This window comes from Streptomyces ovatisporus (assembly GCF_042653885.1).
Lineage (GTDB): Bacteria > Actinomycetota > Actinomycetes > Streptomycetales > Streptomycetaceae > Streptomyces > Streptomyces ovatisporus.
The window spans coordinates 461419-481387 of record NZ_JBHSFH010000006.1 but is presented as its reverse complement, the minus strand read 5'-3'; the positions used below and the strand labels follow the sequence as shown (position 1 = coordinate 481387).

Annotated in this window: 19 protein-coding genes; 12 read left to right on the top strand and 7 right to left on the bottom strand. The window is 71.4% G+C overall.

From position 1 onward, the window contains the following. Positions 1-151 precede the first annotated feature (151 nt). Positions 152-1456: an MFS transporter gene (locus tag ACFPA8_RS13395; RefSeq protein WP_386447368.1), complete on the top strand. Its 1305-nt coding sequence runs from the start codon at positions 152-154 to the stop codon at positions 1454-1456. Positions 1457-1514: 58 nt separating this feature from the next. On the opposite strand, the gene ACFPA8_RS13390 is transcribed toward ACFPA8_RS13395, so the two are convergent. Next, complete coding sequence (locus ACFPA8_RS13390) at positions 1515-2801, bottom strand: exo-beta-N-acetylmuramidase NamZ family protein (RefSeq protein ID WP_386447365.1); 1287 nt, start codon at positions 2799-2801, stop codon at positions 1515-1517. A 139-nt stretch (positions 2802-2940) separates the two neighbouring features. Here ACFPA8_RS13390 and ACFPA8_RS13385 point away from each other — a divergent pair, with 139 nt between their 5' ends. Next, on the top strand, positions 2941-3453 hold the full coding sequence (locus tag ACFPA8_RS13385; protein WP_386447362.1) for an O-acetyl-ADP-ribose deacetylase: 513 nt from the start codon (positions 2941-2943) through the stop codon (positions 3451-3453). Between the two features lie 41 nt (positions 3454-3494). Here ACFPA8_RS13385 and ACFPA8_RS13380 read toward each other — a convergent pair whose 3' ends face one another. From ACFPA8_RS13380 to ACFPA8_RS13360, 5 genes are all read right to left on the bottom strand, one after another. Continuing rightward, a complete protein-coding gene (locus tag ACFPA8_RS13380; RefSeq protein ID WP_386447359.1) occupies positions 3495-4613 on the bottom strand; it encodes a questin oxidase family protein in 1119 nt (372 codons plus the stop codon). Between the two features lie 271 nt (positions 4614-4884). Further along, positions 4885-5541: a LutC/YkgG family protein gene (locus ACFPA8_RS13375; protein ID WP_386447356.1), complete on the bottom strand. Its 657-nt coding sequence runs from the start codon at positions 5539-5541 to the stop codon at positions 4885-4887. Further along, on the bottom strand, positions 5538-7049 hold the full coding sequence (locus ACFPA8_RS13370; protein ID WP_386447353.1) for a lactate utilization protein B: 1512 nt from the start codon (positions 7047-7049) through the stop codon (positions 5538-5540). Before ACFPA8_RS13370 ends, ACFPA8_RS13375 begins: the two co-directional genes overlap by 4 nt. Then, complete coding sequence (locus tag ACFPA8_RS13365) at positions 7046-7762, bottom strand: (Fe-S)-binding protein (RefSeq protein ID WP_386447350.1); 717 nt, start codon at positions 7760-7762, stop codon at positions 7046-7048. The genes ACFPA8_RS13370 and ACFPA8_RS13365 overlap by 4 nt, the downstream gene beginning before the upstream one ends. A gap of 495 nt (positions 7763-8257) precedes the next feature. After that, positions 8258-9424 (bottom strand): NAD(P)-binding domain-containing protein, encoded by a 1167-nt coding sequence (locus ACFPA8_RS13360; protein ID WP_386447347.1) that lies wholly within the window; start codon positions 9422-9424, stop codon positions 8258-8260. 60 nt (positions 9425-9484) lie between these two features. Between ACFPA8_RS13360 and ACFPA8_RS13355 the strand changes: the two genes are divergently transcribed. After that, positions 9485-9919 (top strand): YjbQ family protein, encoded by a 435-nt coding sequence (locus ACFPA8_RS13355; RefSeq protein WP_386447344.1) that lies wholly within the window; start codon positions 9485-9487, stop codon positions 9917-9919. Between the two features lie 129 nt (positions 9920-10048). Here the strand turns inward: ACFPA8_RS13355 and ACFPA8_RS13350 are convergent, their stop codons facing one another. After that, positions 10049-10816 carry an IclR family transcriptional regulator gene (locus ACFPA8_RS13350; RefSeq protein WP_386447341.1) on the bottom strand — a complete coding sequence of 256 codons (768 nt, stop codon included), beginning with the start codon at positions 10814-10816 and terminating at the stop codon, positions 10049-10051. Between the two features lie 140 nt (positions 10817-10956). On the opposite strand from ACFPA8_RS13350, the gene ACFPA8_RS13345 reads away from it, so the two are divergent. Genes ACFPA8_RS13345 through ACFPA8_RS13305 form a run of 9 tightly spaced genes read left to right on the top strand, consistent with a single transcriptional unit; the run spans position 10957 to position 19967 of the window. Beyond that, complete coding sequence (locus tag ACFPA8_RS13345) at positions 10957-11928, top strand: HpcH/HpaI aldolase/citrate lyase family protein (RefSeq protein ID WP_386447339.1); 972 nt, start codon at positions 10957-10959, stop codon at positions 11926-11928. Continuing rightward, entirely contained in the window at positions 11925-13091 is a 1167-nt protein-coding gene (locus ACFPA8_RS13340) for a CaiB/BaiF CoA transferase family protein (protein ID WP_386447336.1), read from the top strand. Before ACFPA8_RS13345 ends, ACFPA8_RS13340 begins: the two co-directional genes overlap by 4 nt. Then, positions 13088-13636 carry a MaoC family dehydratase gene (locus ACFPA8_RS13335; protein WP_386447333.1) on the top strand — a complete coding sequence of 183 codons (549 nt, stop codon included), beginning with the start codon at positions 13088-13090 and terminating at the stop codon, positions 13634-13636. The genes ACFPA8_RS13340 and ACFPA8_RS13335 overlap by 4 nt, the downstream gene beginning before the upstream one ends. Next, entirely contained in the window at positions 13633-14781 is a 1149-nt protein-coding gene (locus ACFPA8_RS13330; RefSeq protein WP_386447330.1) for an acyl-CoA dehydrogenase family protein, read from the top strand. The genes ACFPA8_RS13335 and ACFPA8_RS13330 overlap by 4 nt, the downstream gene beginning before the upstream one ends. Positions 14782-14821: 40 nt before the next feature. Beyond that, the gene (locus ACFPA8_RS13325) at positions 14822-15829 is read left to right on the top strand and encodes an LLM class flavin-dependent oxidoreductase (RefSeq protein ID WP_386447327.1); all 1008 of its coding nucleotides are present in this window, start codon (positions 14822-14824) and stop codon (positions 15827-15829) included. After that, positions 15826-16872 carry a TRAP transporter substrate-binding protein gene (locus tag ACFPA8_RS13320; RefSeq protein WP_386447324.1) on the top strand — a complete coding sequence of 349 codons (1047 nt, stop codon included), beginning with the start codon at positions 15826-15828 and terminating at the stop codon, positions 16870-16872. Before ACFPA8_RS13325 ends, ACFPA8_RS13320 begins: the two co-directional genes overlap by 4 nt. Positions 16873-16882: 10 nt before the next feature. Beyond that, positions 16883-17473 (top strand): TRAP transporter small permease, encoded by a 591-nt coding sequence (locus ACFPA8_RS13315; protein WP_386447321.1) that lies wholly within the window; start codon positions 16883-16885, stop codon positions 17471-17473. Then, positions 17470-18777, top strand: coding sequence for a TRAP transporter large permease (locus tag ACFPA8_RS13310; protein WP_386447318.1), 1308 nt, complete (start codon positions 17470-17472; stop codon positions 18775-18777). The genes ACFPA8_RS13315 and ACFPA8_RS13310 overlap by 4 nt, the downstream gene beginning before the upstream one ends. Then, entirely contained in the window at positions 18753-19967 is a 1215-nt protein-coding gene (locus tag ACFPA8_RS13305; protein WP_386447315.1) for an MmgE/PrpD family protein, read from the top strand. The genes ACFPA8_RS13310 and ACFPA8_RS13305 overlap by 25 nt, the downstream gene beginning before the upstream one ends. Positions 19968-19969 lie beyond the last annotated feature (2 nt).

Here is a 19969-nt window from a genome sequence, read left to right as displayed (position 1 = left end):
GGCGGTCCGGCCCAACGGCGCAACGGCGCAACGGCCCACCGGAACGTCTGCTTCCGTCATCCCCGTCGGCACCCGGACGGAAGCTGTGCTGCCTCCCGGGCCCCGCGATCAGACACGTGTGCGCACGTCGATTCTGGGGAGATGAGGGCTCATGAAGCAGCCCACCGATGCCGGGCCCCCGCAGACAGCCCACCAGGCTCCGCCCGCCCGCCCCGGACGCCAACTGCTCGCCGCCTCCATCGGCAACGCCGTCGAGTGGTACGACTGGCTCGCCTACACCTTCCTCGCGACGTACATAGCCGCCGAGATCTTCCCCGAGAGCGCCGGCAACTCCCTCGTCCCTCTGCTGTCCACGTTCGCCGTCTTCGCCGTCGGCTTCTTCATGCGTCCCGTCGGCGGGCTCCTCATGGGAGCCGTCGCCGACCGCAGCGGACGCCGGGCCGCACTGACGGTCACCATCCTGCTGATGGGCGGCAGCAGCCTGCTGCTGGCCCTGACGCCCACCTACGCGGCGGCCGGCCTGGTGGGCCCCGTCGTGCTGGTGATCGCCAGACTGCTCCAGGGGCTCTCCGTCGGAGGCGAGTTCGCGGCAGCCACCACCTTCCTGGTCGAGTCCGCGCCCCAGGGGCGGCGGGGACTCTTCTCGAGCTTCCAGTACGTCTCGACCACCGTCGGCCAGCTCATCGCCTCCGGTGTCACCGCGCTGCTCGTCGCCCGCATCGACGACGGGCAGATGCATCAGTGGGGCTGGCGGGCCGCCTTCCTCCTCGGCGCCGTACTCAGCCTCGTGGGCTTCTGGATCAGGCGCGGCGCGGAGGAGACCCGCAGCGCCGAACAGCAGGCGGCACCCCGGCCCGGGCTCTTCGAAGCGCTGCGCACGCATCCGCGGGAGTCGCTGCTGATCTGCGGCATCACCACGGGCGCCACGATCGCCTACTACACGTGGACCTCGTACCTGCCGACGTACGCCCAGGTCAATGTGGGTTTCGACAAGGGCGACTCACTGCTGATCGGCACCATCTCCCTGGCCTTCTTCGCGCTGCTCCAGCCGCTGGGCGGCATGCTCTCCGACCGAGTGGGACGCAAACCCCTGCTGCTGACGTTCTCCGTGGGCTTCGCCGTGCTGTGCGTGCCGATGCTGAACGCGATCGACAAGTCCTTCATGTCGCTGCTGCTCGTCCAGTGCGGCGGCATGATCCTGCTGACCTGCTACACCTCGATCGCCGCCGCCGTGAACGCGGAGGTCTTCCCCGCCCGCGTCCGGGCAGCGGGCATCGGCTTCCCCTACTCCCTGACGGTGGCGCTCTTCGGCGGGACCGCACCGTACATGGGCACCCTCTTCAAGGACCTGGGCCACCCCGACGCGTTCCCCTGGTACGTGGCCGCGCTGTGCCTGGTCTCCGCGCTGGTCTACCTGCGGCTGCCGGAGAGCGCGAAGAAACCCCTGGAGCGTTAGCGCTCCAGGGGCCTCGCGTGCGGTCGTCTGCCGGACGTGCGGTCCTCCGGCTACAGCACTAGCGGTAGAGGAAGTACTGACGGCGGGTGCGGTCGAAGTCGCGGACCTCCGACTCCCAGGCCGCGACCACCGCGTCGGTCTCCTCGCCGGCGTCCAGCATCTTCCGCAGCCGGGTCGACCCGGACAGCTTGTCGATCCAGTACGGACGCGGGTCGTCGTCCTTGCGCCAGGCGAACTCGTCGTACTTCATCGCCTCCGCCAGCATCGCCACGGCCGTGGGAACGGCCCGGTAGCGGCGCGGGTCGGTGATGTGCAGCTGCACGCCCGCGCACGTCTCGCCCTGGTGCTTGCTGAACGTCGGCACGAAGTAGCCCTCGCGGAAGCGGACACCGGGCAGGTCACGGGCGTTGAGCCGGTCGCTGTACCGGTAGTCCAGGTAGGGGGCGCCGATCAGCTCGAAGGGCCGCGTCGTGCCCCGGCCTTCCGAGAGGTTGGTGCCCTCGAAGTAGCCGGTGCCCGCGTAGGCCGTGGCGGTGTCGGGGAACGGCATGTTGGGCGACGGCGGCACCCAGGGGAGACCCGTCTCCTGACCGGTGGACGAGGGGTCCAGGCCACGGGCCCGTACGACCTCCAGCTCGACCTTGCCGCCCTTGCCCTCGCCGGGCAGCAGCTCGCCGTTGAAGTAGCCGGCCAGCTCACCGACCGTCAGGCCGTGCTGCTGGATGATGGGCTTCAGCCCGACGCCCGAGGTGAACTCCTTCGTCATCAAAGGCCCGTCCACACGCCGCCCGCACGGGTTCGGCCGGTCGAGGACGACGAACGACGCACCGATGTCGCGGGCGGCGGCCATCGCGTGGTACATCGTCCAGATGTAGGTGTAGAAGCGCACCCCGACGTCCTGGATGTCGAAGACGATGGTGTCCGCCCCCGCCTTCCGGAAGAGCGTCGCCATCTTCGCCGCGTCCGCCCCGTACGCGTCGTAGACAGTCAGTCCCGTACGCGGATCCTCGAACTCCGGCTCGGACTCGCCTGCTTGGGCACTGCCGCGGAAGCCGTGCTCCGGGCCGAAGACGCCGACGACGTTCAGTTCCTTCGTGGCGGCCATGGAGTCCACGACATGGCTCGTGTTCCGGAGGACTCCCGTGGGGTTGCTGACGACGCCCACCTTGCGGCCGCGCAGCACCTTCCAGCCCTCGGCTGCGGCCACGTCCGCGCCCGGTGTGACCCGCCCGCTCCCGTGGCCGGGGGTGGCGGCGGACGCGGTACTGGCACTGAGCAGCGGAGCGCCGAGGGCGGCAGCCGTGCCGCCGAGGACGAGTGAACGACGGGAGGGAGCGCTGGACATCGGGGACGTCCTTCCGGAGACGGTCATGGGAGGGCACGGCTGAAGAGGCAAGTTATCCCACCGCCATGGTCACTGCCAGGGTGTGCACGCGCCGTCAGAGGTACGCACAATGACAGCCTCCGGTGCGAGGATGACCCGTATGCCGGATGCGAACGTCACGCTCGTCCAGGGCGACATCACCGAACAGACAGTGGACGCCGTGGTCAACGCCGCCAACTCCTCGCTGCTCGGCGGCGGGGGAGTGGACGGCGCCATCCACCGCAAGGGCGGCCCCGAGATCCTGGCCGAGTGCCGCCGGCTGCGGGACGCGCAGTACCCCGAGGGCCTGCCCACCGGTGAGGCCGTCGCCACGACGGCCGGCCGGCTCCCGGCCCGCTGGGTGATCCACACCGTCGGTCCCGTCTGGGCGAGGAGCGAGGACCGCTCGGAGCTGCTGGCATCCTGCTACCGGGAGTCGCTGCGGGCGGCCCGGGGGCTGGGCGCCCGTACGGTCGCGTTCCCGGCGATCTCCACCGGTGTCTACGGCTGGCCCCTCGATGACGGCGCCCGCATCGCGGTGGCCACGGCGCGCCGCGAGGGGGAGGGCTTCGACGAGGTGCGGTTCGTGCTGTTCGACGAACGGTCCTACGGCGTCTTCGCCGCGGAGGTCTGAGCGTTCCGTCGTGACGGCCGGCCCCGCGGCCTCCGGCTGCCCTACGTCACCGGGTCGATGAGGGCCATCGAACGCAGCGCCGCTGCCATCGCGAGACCCCCGGTGGGCGTTCCTCCGTCGGGAGTTCCGTCCGCAGCTCCGTCCCAGGCTGCGACATCGACAGCGGTGTCGGTGAGTTTGACGGCGTGTTCGTCGCCGTGGGCGGCTGCCCGCTCGAAGACGTCTTGGGCCGTGAGGCCGCGGGGGGCCTGCACCGGCGGCTCCCCGGCCGCCGGGGTGTAGGCAGCGGTCACGGCAGCAGCAGCCGACCAGGCGGCGTCCAGGCTCGGCTGCCACAGCTCCGGCGGCAGCGCGGGCAGCGTACGCAGGACGGCGTTGGGTGCGGTGGCGGCATGCACGAGCATCACGGGTGAGCCGTGGGCGTGGGTGGCGTAGCGGACGGTTGCCGCCCGGACGAGATCCTTGAGGCGGGCTCGGACGTGCTCCGGGTCCGGTCCTTCCGGGGAGGGCGCGCCCGGCAGTTCGGTGATCTGCGCGAGGCGCTCACGGATGCCGCCGTCCTGACTGCCGATCCGGGGTACTGCCGCCAGTCCGTCCGCCGGGGAGGACGCTGCCGGGAGGACCGAGACGCCCGGCAGCGGCTGGTGCCTGGCCGCCCAGTAGCCGAGGGCGTGGGCGAGTTCCGTACGGCGGGGCCCCTGCCCGTGCATGTCCGTCGCGCTGTTCCCGGAGTCCGCACCGTCCGCTCCGTCGAGAAGTGTGCGGACAGCGTGACCCACCCGGATCACGCCGTGCGTCGCCGCCGCCGAGATGCCGGGCAGCAGCCGTGGCCACCACTCGGCGAGCACCTCCTGCCAGTGACGGTCCCGCAGGGCGTGCGCGAAGTAGACCGTCCAGTCGGCCAGTCGCCCCGGATCGCCGAGCGCGTCCTGCCAGCCGGCGTCCGTGACGGGGGAGGACGGCGGAGGCATGTCGTCCAGCTTGTCGCGGTAGCGGTCGATCCACCGGTGCACGGCCGGTGCCTGCCCGTGCCGCACCAGAGCCTCCACCGCCATGGGTGCGTGGTTGCTGAGCCAGCCGCCGCGTTCCGGGCCGCTCAGATGCAGCCGCTGAAGGGCTTCGTCGAGCGTTCCGCTGCTGTCGCTTCTCCGGATGTCCATGCAGGTGACGCTAGGCGCGATGCGTCCGCCGCGTAACGGCCGAGCGCCCTAGACCCGTGGACGGTGCGGAGGGTGGGACGGAGGGCGGAGGTCACCCGGAGGGGGCGGCGGCCCTGCGCAGGGCCGCGGGCGCGTCGGACAACACCGGTGGCGGCGGGGCCAGTTCACCCCGGATGACGGGTGCGTCGGCGTGGTGTCCAGCACGGGGACGCCGTGCCGGGTCCCCAGCTCCCCGGCTCCGCCGACGTGATCCACGAGTACCGGCGTCCGGTCAGGAGGCGCTCGCGCCGGGTGAGGTGATCACCACGTCGAGACTGCGCGGCCCGTGCACGCCCTCCACCCGGTCGAGTTCGATGTCGCTGGTGGCGGAAGGTCCCGAGATCCAGGTCTGCGGACGGGTGGGATCGAGTCTGCTCAGTGCCTGCGGCACCGAATCGACGACCTGGGAGGGTGCGTGGACGACGCAGATGTGATGGTCCGGCACCAGGGAGATACGGCGTCTGCCCTGGTCCTCACCGGCGTCCAGCACGATGGTGCCGGTCTCGGCGACGGCGACCGCGCAGCCGGTCACGACGCTGTCGACGGCGTCGAGTTCGCGGGGCGACTGCTCCGCGGAGTCGGCGAGACGTTCGACGTCGTCGGGCAGCCAGCCGTCGGGGACGGCCCAGGGAGCGACGACTCTGCGGGCTCCGCGGTGACGCAGCAGGCCGGCGATCACGCCCGGCAGCTCCGCGGACGTGCAAAGGTGCACCACCGCGCGGTAGTCGGTGAGGTTCTCGGCGAGCAGCTCGATCCGCTGGGTGTCGTTTCGGGCGGCGTGGCGCTGCCAGTAGTCGCGGGGCACGGGTGTCTCCTCCGGGCCCTTCTCGCGCGGCACGTCGGCGAGAGCCCGGCGGATGCGGGAGAGAACGATGTCGCGGCTGTTCACTTCTCCCCCCTCTCCGGTGTCCCTGCGGCATCTCCGCCGCCGTGCCGGTGCGTGCGCCGCCACCAGTCGCGGAAGGACTGCGGAGCGGGCCGGGGCAGGTCCCGGCTGGCGGACCACGCCTTGCCCGCGCTGGTGACGGGGAGGCGCCGGGGGGTGAACCTCCGGGTACGGGCGGCGAGCCGCTGCCCGGCCCGCATGGATCGCGGGTGGTCGAAGGTCCAGCGCGCGGCGCGCATCAGGGCACGCTCGGCGGCGTGGCCCTTCGCGGGCTTGATGGTGGTCTTCTGGCCGCGGACCACGGCGGTGCCGCCCTCGACGACGCGTTCGCGCAGGTGCACCAGGACTTCGGGGATGTCGATGGCGACGGGGCAGACCTCGTAGCAGGCGCCGCACAGCGACGACGCATACGGCAGGGAGGCGTCCAAATCGCTCTGCACACCGCGCAGTTGGGGAGTGAGGATCGCGCCGATGGGCCCGGGGTAGGGGGAGCCGTAGGCGTGGCCGCCGGCGCGCTCGTAGACGGGGCAGACGTTCAGGCAGGCCGAGCAGCGGATGCAGCGCAGCGCCTGCCGTCCGACGGTGTCGGCGAGTGCGTCGGTGCGGCCGTTGTCGAGCAGCACGAGATGGAAGGCGGAGGGGCCGTCGTCACCCGTGGTGCCCGTCCAGGTGGAGGTGTAGGGGTTCATCCGCTCCGCCGTCGAGGAGCGCGGCAGGGTCTGCAGGAACACCTCCAGATCCTGCCAGGTGGGCACGGTCTTCTCGATGCCCACGACCGAGATCAGCGTCTCGGGGAGGGTCAGGCACATGCGGCCGTTGCCCTCGGACTCGACCACGACGAGGGTGCCCGTCTCGGCCACCATGAAGTTCGCACCGGAGATGCCGACCTTCGCGCTCAGGAACTTCTCCCGCAGGTGCAGCCGTGCGGCCTCGGCGAGTTCCGCGGGGTCGTCGGTCAGGCCCTCCGGCGCGGCCCGGCCCCAACTGCCCATCTTCTTGCGGAAGATGTCACGGATCTGGTCGCGGTTGCGGTGGATGGCGGGCACCAGGATGTGCGAGGGCAGGTCGTCTCCGAGCTGGACGATCAGCTCGGCGAGGTCGGTCTCGTAGGCGGAGATGCCCGCTTCCGCGAGTGCCTCGTTGAGGCCGATCTCCTGCGTCGCCATGGACTTGACCTTGACGACCTCGCTCTCGCCCGTCTCGCGGACGAGATCCGTCACGATCCGGTTGGCGTCGTCCGCGTCGGCGGCCCAGTGGACGACGCCGCCCGCGGCGGTCACCGCCGCCTCCAACTGCTCCAGATAGTGGTCGAGATGGCGCAGGGTGCGTTCCTTCAGCGCCGCGCCCGCCTCCCGCAGCTCCGCCCAGTCGCCCAGCTCCTCGACCGCCTGGGCGCGCTTGGCCCGGATGGTGTGCGTCGCGTGCCGCAGGTTTCCGCGCAGCCGCATGTCGCGGGTGGAGGCCGCGGCTGCCTGCGGGAAGGAGGGCATACCCAGATACGTACCGCTCACTGCGCCGCCTCCTCGGTGCTTGCCAGGATCTCTGCGAGGTGCACGGGCCGCACCGCCGAGCCACGGCGCGAGAGAACCCCGCCGATGTGCATGAGGCAGGAGTTGTCGACGGTGCAGACCGCCTCGGCGTCGGTCTCCTCGATGTGGCGGGCCTTGTCCGCGCCCATGGCCGCCGAGACGTCGGCGTTCTTCACGGCGAAGGTGCCGCCGAAGCCGCAGCACTCCTCGGCACCCTTCAGCTCGCGCAGCCGCAGCCCCTCCACGGACTCCAGCAGCCGCCGCGGCCGGTCCCCGAGGCCGAGCATCCGCAGCCCGTGGCAGGTGGGGTGGTAGGTCACGGTGTGCGGGTAGTACGCGCCGACGTCCGTCACGCCGAGCACGTCCACGAGGAACTCCGTCAGCTCGTACGTGGCCGCCACCGGCCCCTCGACGCCTTCGGTGCCCAGGCGCGGATAGTTGTCCCGCACCATCGCCGCGCACGAACCGGACGGGACGATGATGTAGTCGTAGCCCTGGAAGACCCGTGCGTAGCGGCGCGCCAGCGGCTCGGCCTCCCGGCGGTAGCCGGTGTTGAACTGCGGCTGCCCGCAGCAGCTCTGGCCCTGGGGGAAGTCCACATCCACGCCCAGCCGCTCCAGGAGGGCGACGACGGCCTGCCCGGTGCGGGGATAGAGCGTGTCGTTGATGCAGGTGATGAAGAGTGCGACCCGCACGGCCTCTCCTTGTTCTGCTCGGCTGTGTCCGCGGTTGCCGCTGATCGTGTTCAGCTGCGGGCGCGGAGGCCGAAGCCGCCCGAGGCCGTCCTTCGGGGCAGCCGCGTCACGGGAGGGTCCGTACATCCGCAGGGGCAGGGTGTCATACGGACGCCGTCTGACCTCCCCCTCGCCGCATCCCGTCACGCTCCGTGCGCGCGCTTCCGACGCACCGTCGCGGGGTCTCCCCGGTTTGCTGCCGCCGGGGCGCCGGGCGCACACACGACGGCGCCGCCCGCCGGGGGACCGGGGGCGGCGCCGCTGGGGACGTACGTCAGACGAGCCAGCCGACATAGTGGGCGAGACAGGCCAGCGCGTTGGTGATGACGTTCATGTAGTGCGTTCTCCTTGTGTTCCTGATGGGACAACTCACCGGCCAGCGTGGGACGTTGAGCCGGACGCGTGCGTGGTCTGCAGCCCGTCGCCTGCGCACCGCAAGCATCTCCGAGCCCAGGGTCATCGCGACCGGGAATCCGGTGCGGCCACACATTCGGACGAACGGCCGCTCCGGTGTTCGGGCGTTTCTGCCGGCTCCTCAACTGCCGTACGGGGGCGGGACGTTGCCCTTCCGCCGAGTAGCCCGAGCACTTCCCGGGCCGCTGCCCGTCCCGCCCGTCCGGCACCGACGGTGCTCGCCGACGGGCCGTAACCCACCAGGTGGATGCGGGAGTCGGCGGCCACCCGCGTACCCTCCAGGCGGATCCCCCCGCCCGGCTCGCGCAGCCGCAGCGGGGCCAAGTGGCCGACGGCGGGCCGGAATCCCGTCGCCCACAGCAGCGTGTCGGCCCGCATACGGCGCCCGTCGCTCCACTCGACGCCCTCCGGCACGATCCGCTCGAACATCGGCTGCCGTCTCAGCACTCCACGCTCGCGGGCCTCGCGCATCGCCTCGGTCATGGGCAGGCCCGTCACCGACACCACGCTCTGCGGCGGCAGCCCGCGCCGCACGCGTTCCGCCACGAGGGCGACCGCCGCGCGGCCCTGGTCCTCCGTGAAGGGACCGTCGCGGAAGACGGGTTCGCGCCGTGTCACCCACGCCGTCCCGGCCGCCACCTCCGCGATCTCCAGCAGGTGCTGCACTGCGGAGGTGCCGCCCCCGACGACGACCACACGCTTGCCGGCGAAGGCGCCGGAGTGCGGCCCTGGGTAGTCGGCGGTGTGCAGCTGGCGTCCGCGGAAGTGCTCCTGTCCCGGGTAGCGGGGACGGAAGGGCCGGTCCCATGTGCCCGTCGCGTTGATCAACGCCCGGGTGGTCCAGGTGCCCCGTGACGTCTCCACACGCAGCCGGCCGTCCCCGGCCTCCTCCACCGACCGCACGTGCACGGGACGCCGTACTGCCAGGCCGAAGGTGTGCTCGTAGGCCGTGAAGTACTCACCGATCACCTGGGAGGACGGACGCGCGGGGTCGGCGCCGGTCAGCTCCATGCCGGGCAGGGAGTGCATGCCGTGGACCTTGCCGTAGGTCAGCGTCGGCCAGCGGAACTGCCAGGCGCCGCCGGGCCGCGGCGAGTGGTCGAGCACGACGAAGTCGCGCCCCGGCGAGAGACCCAGGCGCCGCAGATGGAAGGCGCTCGACAGGCCCGCCTGCCCGGCGCCGACGACCACCACCGCCACGTCGTTCATACCGTGAGAACCCCGCAGGGGCCCCGGGACTTCCCGGCGTCCGCGATGCAGGATGGAGCCATGACCGACGCCGACGCGAGCACACTCCGCACGCACCTGCTGAACATCACCACCGGCTCACGCGAGACGGTGGCCGACATCACGCACGAGTGCGAATCCTTCCTGCGTGCTGCCGCCGCGGGCCGGGACGGACTGCTGAACATCTTCGTGCCGCACGCCACCGCCGGCATCGCGGTCCTGGAGACGGGAGCGGGCAGCGACGACGATCTGCTCGCCGCCCTCGGGGACCTGCTGCCCGCCGACGACCGGTGGCGGCACCGGCACGGCAGCCCCGGGCACGGACGCGACCACGTGCTGCCCGCCTTCGTACCGCCGCACGCCACGCTGCCCGTGATCGGAGGCCGACTCGAACTGGGCACCTGGCAGTCGGTGTGCCTCGTCGACACCAACCGGGACAACCCGCAGCGCAAGGTGCGGCTGTCCTTCCTGGGCTGAGCGGCCTCGGGACCGGCGGGTGTCCGGCGCGGTCCCGGTGACGGCAGCCGTCCGGCGGCCCGCGGCCGGCCTGCGGGGAGGCTTTCGACTCCCGTGCTGCGGGCGGACGTTGCGGGCCGCACCGCGCCGCTACGTGCTCCGCAGCTTCGCCCCGATGCGCCGGGCCGCCTCGACCACGAGCGCGCCCAGCCGCACGGCACGCTCCTCGTCGTAGCGCTGGATCGGTGCGGAGACGGCGAGGGCGCCCACGGGACGTCCGCCCTTGTCGAGTAAGGCGGCGCCGACCGCGCCCACCCCCGGCCGCCACGCGCAGTTGTTGGTGGCGTACCCCGACTTCCGTACCGTCAGCAGGTCTTCGGTGACGGCCTGCTTGTCCGCCGGTGTGTTCTCCGAGAAGCGCTCGAGTTCCCCGCCCAGCAGCCGGTCGACGTCCGCCTCGGGAAGGTGGGCGAGTACCGCCCTGCCGCTGCAGCTGGCGTGCATGGGCACACGGGCGCCGAGATGCACCCAGGTGCGTACGGGCTCGTCGCTGTCCAGCCTGTCCACGACCACGAGCCCCTGGTCACGGCTGTAGCTGAGCAGGTGGATCGTCTCGTGGGTCTCGTCGCGCAGCCGCTGCATCGTGGGCAACGCCGCCTCGCGCAGGCCGCCTTCCACCGAGGCGTGTATGCCGACGGAGAGGGCGCGGCCCGTGAGCACCCACTGCGTCCTGTCCGTGCTCGAGGACGTCAGCCAGTCCGCTTCGCGCAGGGTGACGAGGCAGCGGTGCACGGAGCTCTTGGGAATGCCCGTCGCTCTCGCGATCGCCGAGACGCCCACCGGCTGCAGCTCGGCCACGGTCTCCAGGACCCGCAGCGTCGTGATGACGGCGCGCATCGCATGGCCGCTGGAAGTCATGGAGATTCCGGTCCCCTCACGTCAGTGGTCGGTGAACGGCGCATGCATACCCCTTGACAGCGCAGCAACGCTGTCACCAGGGTGAATGCGCACCGTACCGCATGGCGGTACGTGTTCCATCTTACGGAACAGGAGCACTCATGTACGTCGGACGGGCAATGCTGTTCGTCCCCGGCGACCGGCCGGACCGGATCGTCAAGGCGCTCGGCACCGCTGCGGACGCCGTTGCCGTCGACTTCGAGGACGCCGTCGCCGACGCGCACAAGGAGATCGCCCGCAGCCGCACCGCCGAGGTGCTCGCGGGGCTGTCCCGGCGCCCCGGTCCGGCGGTGTACGTGCGCATCAACGCCCTCGGGCATCCGGGTGCCGGAGCGGACCTGGACGCCGTGTCCCGCATGCTCGGCGACGCCCGTCTGGACGGACTGATCCTCCCCAAGGCCGAGTCCGCGGCACAGGTCGAGGAGGTCGACCGGGCACTCACCGCCGCCGAATCGGCCGCGGGCTCCGGAACGGGGCGGCTGCCGCTGGTGCCGATCGTGGAGACGGCCCGCGGTGTGCTCGACGCCGCTGCCGTCGCCTCGGCCGCCCCACGCGTGCGGGCCCTGGTGTTCGGCACGCTCGACCTCGCCCGCGAGCTGGGTGTGGAGCCGACCGTCGAGGGACACGAACTGCTGCACGCCCGCTCGCAGGTCGTGCTCGCCTCGCGCGCGGCCGGACTCACCGGCCCGCTCGACGGCCCGTACCAGGCGCTGGACGACGAGGAGGGGCTCGTACGCTCGAGCGTCGCCGCCCGCCGGCTCGGCTTCACCGGCCGCGTCGTGCTCCACCCCCGGCAGGTGGGTCCCGTACGCGACGCCTTCGCGCCCGCCCCGTACGAACTCGACCACGCCCGTGAGGTGCTCGCCGCCTACGAGGCCGCGCAGGACCGCGGCGCGGGAGCGCTGCGGCTGGCCGACGGGACGTTCGTCGACAGACCGGTGGTGGCCCGGGCCGTCGCACTGCTCAGCGCCGCCGAAAGCGACCGAGGCGGCAGCGGCGTCGCCGCCGGAGACGGTGGCAGCCCCGGCAGCCCTGCCAGCCACGGGAGCAGCGGCGCGGAGGTGACCCGGTGACCGCCCCGGCACGGCTGCCCCTGGAGGACGTGACCGTCGTCGCCCTCGAACAGGCCGTCGCCGCGCCGCTGGCCACCCGGCAGCTCGCCGACCTCGGGGCACGGGTCATCAAGGTGGAGCGTCCCGACGGCGGCGACTTCGCCCGCGGTTACGACCGGGCCGTGCACGGCGGCTCCAGCGCGTTCGTCTGGCTCAACCGGGGCAAGGAGTCCGTCGAACTCGACCTGAAGGACCCCGGCCGCCGGGCCGCTCTGGACCGGATGCTGGAGCGCGCGGACGTCCTCGTGGCCAACCTCGCGCCGGCCGCGCTCACCCGCCTCGGACTCGGCGTCGGCACACTGCGCCGCCGTCACCCCGCCCTCGTCGTCTGCCGCATATCCGGGTACGCCCCGGACGGGCCGCAGCCGGAGAAGAAGGCCTACGACGCGCTGATCCAGGCCGAGGCGGGCGTGATGTCCCTGACGGGGACCCCGGGGGCGCCCGCGAAGACCGGGATCTCCATAGCCGACATCGCAGCCGGTTCCTACGCCTTCAGCGGCATCCTCGCGGCGCTCCGGCACAGGGACGCCACGGGTGAGGTGCTCCCCGTGCAGGTCTCCCTCTTCGACTGCCTCACCGAGTGGATGGCGCACCCGCTGTACCACACCCTCTACGGCGGCACCGCTCCCGTCCCGATGGGCACGTCGCACCCGGCCATCGCGCCGTACGGGGCGTACGCCACCGCCGACGGGGCCTCGCTGCTGATCGCGGTGCAGAACGAGCGGGAGTGGGCGCGGCTGTGCAGCGGCGTCCTCGAGGCGCCGGCTCTGGCCGCCGAGCCGCGTTTCCGCTCCAACTCCCGTCGCGTGGCCGCCCGTTCCTCTCTGGAAGCGGAGCTGGCCCCGCGCATCGGGGCGTACACGGCGGCCGAGCTGACCGCCCGGCTCGACGCCGCCGGCATCGCCTGGGGCCGGCTGACCGAGCTCGCCGACCTCCCTTCTCATCCCGAACTCTGCCGTGCCGGGCGGTGGCTGGAGACCCCCACCGAGCACGGAACCGTACGCACGCTCTTCCCGCCCGGGGCGCCGGGCGGACGCGTCGAAGAGAGCGGCGCCGTACCCGCACTGGGCCAGCACACCGCTTCCGTGCTCGCCGAACTGCACCTCGCGGAGGAGGACCGATGACGACGCACACCGGCTGGCAGGGGCGGTACTACGAGGACTTCGTCGTGGGCGACGTCTTCGAGCACCCGCTGGGCCGCACGGTGACCACGACGGACAACATCTGGTTCACGCTGCTCACGCAGAACACCGCGCCGCTGCACTTCGACCACGAGTACGCGCGGCGCACGGAGTTCGGCAAGCCGCTGGTCAACTCCACCTTCACGCTCTCCCTGGTGGCGGGCCAGAGCGTCACGGACGTCTCCCAGAACGTCTTCGCCAACCTGGGCTGGGAGAACATCACCCTCCCCAGCCCCGTCTTCGAAGGCGACACCATCCGCTCCCGCTCGACGGTGGTCGGGGTGAGGGAGTCGGCCTCGCGTCCCACGCTGGGCGTCGTCACCGTCCGTACGACCGGCAGCAAGCAGACCGGGGAGGCCGTCATCGAGTTCACCAGAACGCTGCTGGTCTACAAGCGGGGACACGGTCCGCGCCACGAGGCCGCGGCGGAGGCCGGTGGCGGAAGCTCCGGGGATGCGGTGGCCGGCGGCGCGGGGGAGGGTGCATGACCTCCGAACTCCGCCGTGACCTGCGGCAGTTGACCGAGCGCATCTGCGCGGACCATCCGGACGAGTACTGGCGGGAGGTGGACGCCGCCCGCCGCTACCCCGAGGAGTTCGTCGACGCCCTCACCGCAACCGGCTGTCTCGGCGCCCTCGTACCCGAGGAGTACGGCGGTCTGGGTCTGGGCATCGGCGACGCCTCGGTGATCCTCGAAGCAATCAACGGTGCAGGCGGCAACGCCGGACCCGTACACGCGCAGCTGTACACCATGGGGTCCCTGCTGCGGCACGGCAGCGAGGAGCAGAAGCAGCGCTACCTGCCCGCCATCGCCTCCGGCGCGCTGCGGCTCCAGGCGTTCGGCGTGACGGAGCCGACGGCCGGCACCGACACCACCGCCATACGTACGACGGCGACCCGTACCGAAGGGGGTTACGTCGTCAACGGGCAGAAGGTCTTCATCTCCCGCGTGCAGCACTCCGATCTGATGCTGCTGCTGGCCCGTACGACACCGCGCGAGGAGGCGGTCAAGAAGTCCGAGGGCCTGTCGCTGTTCCTCATCGACCTGCGTGAGGTCGAAGGCGTCGAACTGCGGCCCCTGAGAACGATGGTCAACCACGTGACGAACGAGGTCTTCTTCGACGACGTGCACATTCCCGCCGACAGCCTCATCGGGGAGGAGGGGAAGGGATTCCGCTACGTCCTGGACGGCATGAACGCGGAACGCATCCTCATCGCCGCCGAGTGCATCGGAGACGGGCGCTGGTTCGTCGCCCGCGCGGCCCGCTACGGCAGTGAGCGCGTCGTCTTCGGCCGTCCCATCGGCCAGAACCAGGGTGTGCAGTTCCCCATCGCCCGTGCGCACGTCAACGTCGAGGCCGCCGACCTGATGCGCTGGCGCGCCTGCGACCTCTTCGACGCAGGTGAGCCCTGCGGCGCCGAGGCCAACATGGCCAAGCTGCTGGCCGCGGACGCCTCGTGGGAGGCGGCGAACGCGGCACTCCAGACGCACGGCGGTTACGGCTTCACCGCCGACTACGACATCGAACGGAAGTTCCGCGAGACCAGGCTGTACCAGGTCGCACCGGTCTCGACGAACCTCATCCTCTCCTACATCGGCCAGCACGTACTGAAGATGCCCCGGTCGTTCTGAGCCCATGGACGCGCCTCACGGAAGGGAGGGCACAGCCGAGATGAACGAAGGTCCCGAGTACGGCCTGGTGCTGTGCAGCCAGTTCCTGCCCGGCGAGGACGCGGCGGCACGGTTCGACGAGCAGCTGGAGCAGGTGCGTCACGCACGCGACGCGGGCTTCTCCTCGGTGTGGGCGACGCAGCACTACCTGGCCGACCCGTTCCAGTACCTGCATCCGCTCGCCGTGCTCTCCCGCATCGTGCCCGAGTCCGGCGACATGCGCATCGGCACCGCCATCACGCTCATGGCGCTCGGCAACCCCGTCGACATGGCCGAGGAGCTGGCGACCCTCGACATCATCAGCGGCGGGCGACTGACGGTGGGCGCCGGACTCGGCTACCGCGACGTGGAGTTCGACGCGTTCGGCGTGCCCGGAACGGGGCGGCTGCGCCGCTTCCTCGACAACCTCGACGTCGTGCGCCGGCTGTGGACCGAGGACGAGGTCACCTTCAGCAACGACGTGGTACGGCTCGACGGCGTGCGTCCCGTCCTGCGTCCCGTGCAGCGGCCCCACCCGCCGCTCTGGCTCGCAGGTCACACCGACCGGGCGCTGCGGCGCACCGCGCGGATGGGACACCCGTGGCTCGCGGCGGCGGCGCACGTCGAGAAGGACTACCTGTACCGGCAGGTGGAGACGTACAGGAACGCCTGCGCCGAGGCGGGCCGCAGCGACGCCGAAGTCCACGTGCTCCAGGAGATCTACGTGGGCGAGAGCGACGAGTCGGCCGTCGAGGACGTCCGCGCCGCACTGACGGTGAAGTACGACGCGTACCGCGCCTGGGGCCAGGACCAGGTCCTGCCGCCCTCCCAGAGTTTCGACGTGGAGTTCGACAAGTTGCGCAGGGGGCGGTTCGTCCTCGGCGGCGCGGAGTCGTGCCGCACGCAGCTCGCCGAACTGGTCGACCGCGTGGGTCCCGGAAACATCCTGCTCCGCCCGCAGTGGCCGGGGATGCCGCAGGAGCAGGTCATGGCCAGTCTGAAACGCCTTACGGACGAGGTACTGCGATGAACAGAGACGGAATCGGACGGCGGGGTTTCCTCGCCGCGGCAGGACTGGGAGGACTCGGCCTGGCGACCGCCGGGCTGTCCGGCTGCAGCGCTCCCGCGAGCGCGGGCGGCGGGCGGGAATCGACGGTCGCCACCTACATACCGTCCTCCTACGACGACCTCTATCCCGGCATCGAGAAGTTCATCGACGTGGCGACGGAGCGCAGCGAAGGCCGGCTGAAACTGGACCTGTTCGACTCCGGCAGCCTGCTCGGTGCCGAACAGCTGCTGCCGGGCCTGCTGGGAGGCGTCGCCGATGTGATCTTCCAGACCAGTTCCTACGTCTCCTCGACCTATCCGGTTCTGGGCGCCATGGAACTGCCGTTCGTCACCGAGGACTACGGCAAGCTCCGCCGCGCCATCGCACCGGGGGAGGAGCCGCACGAACTCATCAACGAGAAGCTTGCTCCCAAGGGCGCACGCAACCTCGGCGGCATGCCCACGACCTTCGAGTACCTGTGGACGGTCGACAAGCCGATCCGCAAGCCCGAGGACGTACGGGGGATGCGGCTGCGCGTCGCCGGCGAGATCGAGGGCGAGACGGTGAAGGCCCTGGGAGGAGCCCCCGTCACCATGGGCTCCGCGGAGGTCTACGAGGCCATCGAGCGCGGCACCATCGACGGCCTCGTGAGCTACGTCGGCACCGTGATCTCCCGCGACCTGCAGACCATCGTGAGGTACGGCACCGCCGGTCACTTCGGCGCGTACACCGTCGACGCCTACTGCCGCTCCGACTGGTACGAGCAGCAGGACCCCGAAGTACGGAGGGCCCTGGACGCCGCGGGTGAGGCGCTCTACCGCGACGGCACCGAGACCATGGTCAAGGTCCACACCGAGAAGTACCTCCCTCAGGTGGAGGACGCCGGCGTGGAGCTGATCAAGCCCGACCGGGCCGGACTGGCGGCGTTCCGCGAGGCCGTTCAGCCGGTGTACGCGCGGTGGGAGCGCCGCTTCGGCGACGCCCGAACAGCAAGGCACGCCGTCGAGACCATCCGGAAAGCGTGAGGGCCCGGACATGAACCCACTCGAATCCGTCCGCAAGTACGTGCTGGCGTGCGCCCTGGGACTGGCCGCCGTCTCGATGGCCGTCGTCGCACTGATGATGCTCACCATCACCTACGACGTCATCGTCCGCTTCACCTTCTCCGCGCCGACCGACTGGGCCTTCCCCGTGAACGCCGCCGGAGTCCTGCTGACCACGGCGCTCTCGGTCCCGTACCTCTACGCCAAGGGCCGGCACATCTCCATGGACCTGCTGTACCGGACTCTGCCGCTTCGGACGCGCCGGATCGCCGACGGCGTCACCGCCGCCGCGACGGCGTTCCTGGGCCTGATCCTCGCGATCACCTCGTACCGGGCGATGGCGGTGGCGATCGAGGGCGGCCTGACCGGTTCGGGAACCTTCAGCATCCCTCTCTGGGTCCCCGACGCCGCGCTGCTGGTCACCGGCATCATGCTGACCCTCGTGGCCGTGCTCTTCCCGCCGGGTGGCACGACGGCGCCTCCCGAGCAGACCGAACCCGAACCGTCCGCGCCGGAGGCCGCGGCCGTCCCCGGCGAGGGCCGGGACAGCGCCGACGCCGGTGAAGGGGAGTCCAAGTCATGATGTCCGACACCGGTATCGCGATTCTCGCTGTCGTCCTCCTGCTGTTCCTCATCGCCCTGCGCACTCCGATCTTCGTCGCGCTCGCCGTGTCGGGCATCGCCGGTCTGATCGGCCTGAAGGGCCTCCCGGGCGTCGAGTTGGTCCCCCTGTCGCTGGTGGCGCAGCTGCAGAACTACGCACTCGTCGCCGCGCCCCTGTACATCCTGCTCGGCGAGGTGCTCGCCGTCAGCGGCCTCGGCCGCGACCTGTTCGCCGCCGCACACCGGTGGTTCAACAGGATTCCCGGTGGGCTGGGGGCCTCGGCCATCGGCTCCTCGACCGCCTTCGGCGCGATGTCCGGCGTGAGCATCTCCTCGGTGGCGGTCATCGGACGCATGGCCGTACCCGAGATGCTCAGCCGCGGCTACCGGCCGGCGTTCGCCAGCGGAACGGTCACGGCCTCCGGCGCGCTGGCCATGCTCATCCCGCCGAGCCTGATGTTCATCCTGTACTCGTCGGTGACGGGCGTGAGCATCGCGGAACTCTTCGCGGGCGGACTCGTGCCCGGCCTGCTGCTCGCCGCCATGATGATCCTCTACGTGGTCCTGCGGGCGAAGACCGCACCCGTCAACGCCCCCGTGGTCAAGGAGAGTTTCACCTGGGGGGAACGCCTCGTCGCACTCGGGAAGATCTCCCCGGCGCTGCTGCTCATCCTCCTCGTGCTCGGCTCGATCTACACCGGCTTCGCGACGCCGACCGAAGCCGCAGCCGTCGGTGCGCTGGCGGCCTTCGCGGTCACAGGCGGGATCTACAAGAAGCTGGGCCGGGAGAACCTGCGGCTCATCTTCGTCTCCACCGCAGCGGTGAGTGCTTCGGTACTCGCCATCGTCGGGGCCGCGTTCGTCTTCACGCAGATGCTGGTGGCGGCACGGATCCCGGACGCGGTGACCGGCTTCGTGGCGGGTCTGGACATATCGCCCTACCTCGTCATCGCCGCGATCATGGTCGTGCTCGTGCTGCTGGGGTGCCTGGTCGACGCCGCCTCGCTGCTGCTCGTCGTCACGCCGATCCTGGTGCCGGCGATCGAGGAACTGGGCTTCGATCCCCTGTGGTTCGGCGTGCTGCTGGTCATCAACCTGGAGATGGCGGTGATCACACCACCGGTCGGGCTGAACCTCTACACGATGAAGTCCGTGGTGCCCGAACTGGACCTCGCCGACATCTTCCGGGGCATCATGCCCTACCTCGTGATCGAGGCGGGAATGCTGGCGCTGGTGACGGCCGTGCCGGAGATCGCGACGTGGCTGCCGGGACTGATCCTGTGATCGCGGAGCTGGCGGACTGGGCGGCCGCGCTCGAACCGGACGACGCCGACCGCGAAGTCGCCTCCACGGCACTGGTGGACACCGTCGCGGTGACACTGGCCGCGGCAGGCGACCCGGTCGTCGAACTGACCAAGGACCTCCCGGAACCACTGCGTTGGGCAGCCGTCGGGCACGTGCTGGACTTCGACGACGTCCACCTGCCTTCCACCTCGCACATCAGCGTCGTCTGCGTCAGCGCGACCCTGGCGGCGGGGGGCGGCGCCCGTGCGTATCTCGCCGGAGCGGGCGTCATGGCGCGCCTCGGCACGGCCCTGGGCTGGAGCCACTACACCAGCGGCTGGCATGCCACCTGCACAGCCGGCGCTCCCGCTGCCGCTGTCGCCGCGGGAGTCTCCCTGGGCCTCGACGCGGACGGGCTCAGACGCGCCATGGCGCTGGCGGTACCGGCCGCCGGCGGCGTGCAGCGGGCGTTCGGCACGTCGGGCAAGTGCCTCCAGGTCGGCTTCGCGACCGAGGCGGGCGTGCGGGCAGCGTCGCTCGCCGCAGCCGGTGCGTCAGCGGATCCCGCCGCGCTCGACCAGTGGTTCGAACTGGTCGGCGGCAGAACGGAACCCGACCTGTCCGGCCCCGCCCTGCCGCAGAAGCCCGCCGTCAAGCTTCATCCGTGCTGCTACGCGATGCAGCGGCCCATCAGCGCCGTCCGCACGCTGCCGGCCGACGGGCTCGACCCGGCGAGCGTCGAGCGGATCGTGGTGACCACCCCGGAGGCCGGCATGCAGCCGCTGATCCACCACTTCCCCCGCACCGGGCTGGAGGCGAAGTTCAGCATGGAGTACGCGGTGGCCACCGCCCTCCTCGACGGCTTCCCCGGGCCGGCCGACTTCACCGACACCGCCGCCGCACGCCCCGCAGTGCGGCGGCTGCTGGACCGTACGGAGGTGCGGACGACTTCCGGCGGCGGTGACGACCTCATGGCCGGGGAGACGGGCATCCTGCTCGAACTGGCGGACGGCACGAGGGCCGAGACCGCACTGGACCTGCCCCGGGGTCATCCCGGGCGCCCGGCCACGGACGCGGAACTCGCGGCGAAAGTGGCGTCATGCGTCGGGGAGGAACGCGCGGGAGAGATCGCCGGCCTGACCTGGAGCGCGGCGCCGGGCGTGCTGCGGGCGGCTTTCCCCGGCCGCTGACC

Coding starts and splice junctions, on each gene's coding strand:
- ACFPA8_RS13395 (WP_386447368.1), top strand. CDS start 152: ATGAAGCAGCCCACCGATGCCGGGCCCCCGCAGACAGCCCACCAGGCT.
- ACFPA8_RS13385 (WP_386447362.1), top strand. CDS start 2,941: ATGCCGGATGCGAACGTCACGCTCGTCCAGGGCGACATCACCGAACAG.
- ACFPA8_RS13335 (WP_386447333.1), top strand. CDS start 13,088: ATGACGACGCACACCGGCTGGCAGGGGCGGTACTACGAGGACTTCGTC.
- ACFPA8_RS13380 (WP_386447359.1), bottom strand. CDS start 4,613: ATGGACATCCGGAGAAGCGACAGCAGCGGAACGCTCGACGAAGCCCTT.
- ACFPA8_RS13330 (WP_386447330.1), top strand. CDS start 13,633: ATGACCTCCGAACTCCGCCGTGACCTGCGGCAGTTGACCGAGCGCATC.
- ACFPA8_RS13315 (WP_386447321.1), top strand. CDS start 16,883: ATGAACCCACTCGAATCCGTCCGCAAGTACGTGCTGGCGTGCGCCCTG.
- ACFPA8_RS13350 (WP_386447341.1), bottom strand. CDS start 10,816: ATGACTTCCAGCGGCCATGCGATGCGCGCCGTCATCACGACGCTGCGG.
- ACFPA8_RS13325 (WP_386447327.1), top strand. CDS start 14,822: ATGAACGAAGGTCCCGAGTACGGCCTGGTGCTGTGCAGCCAGTTCCTG.
- ACFPA8_RS13310 (WP_386447318.1), top strand. CDS start 17,470: ATGATGTCCGACACCGGTATCGCGATTCTCGCTGTCGTCCTCCTGCTG.
- ACFPA8_RS13345 (WP_386447339.1), top strand. CDS start 10,957: ATGTACGTCGGACGGGCAATGCTGTTCGTCCCCGGCGACCGGCCGGAC.
- ACFPA8_RS13360 (WP_386447347.1), bottom strand. CDS start 9,424: ATGAACGACGTGGCGGTGGTGGTCGTCGGCGCCGGGCAGGCGGGCCTG.
- ACFPA8_RS13355 (WP_386447344.1), top strand. CDS start 9,485: ATGACCGACGCCGACGCGAGCACACTCCGCACGCACCTGCTGAACATC.
- ACFPA8_RS13320 (WP_386447324.1), top strand. CDS start 15,826: ATGAACAGAGACGGAATCGGACGGCGGGGTTTCCTCGCCGCGGCAGGA.
- ACFPA8_RS13390 (WP_386447365.1), bottom strand. CDS start 2,801: ATGTCCAGCGCTCCCTCCCGTCGTTCACTCGTCCTCGGCGGCACGGCT.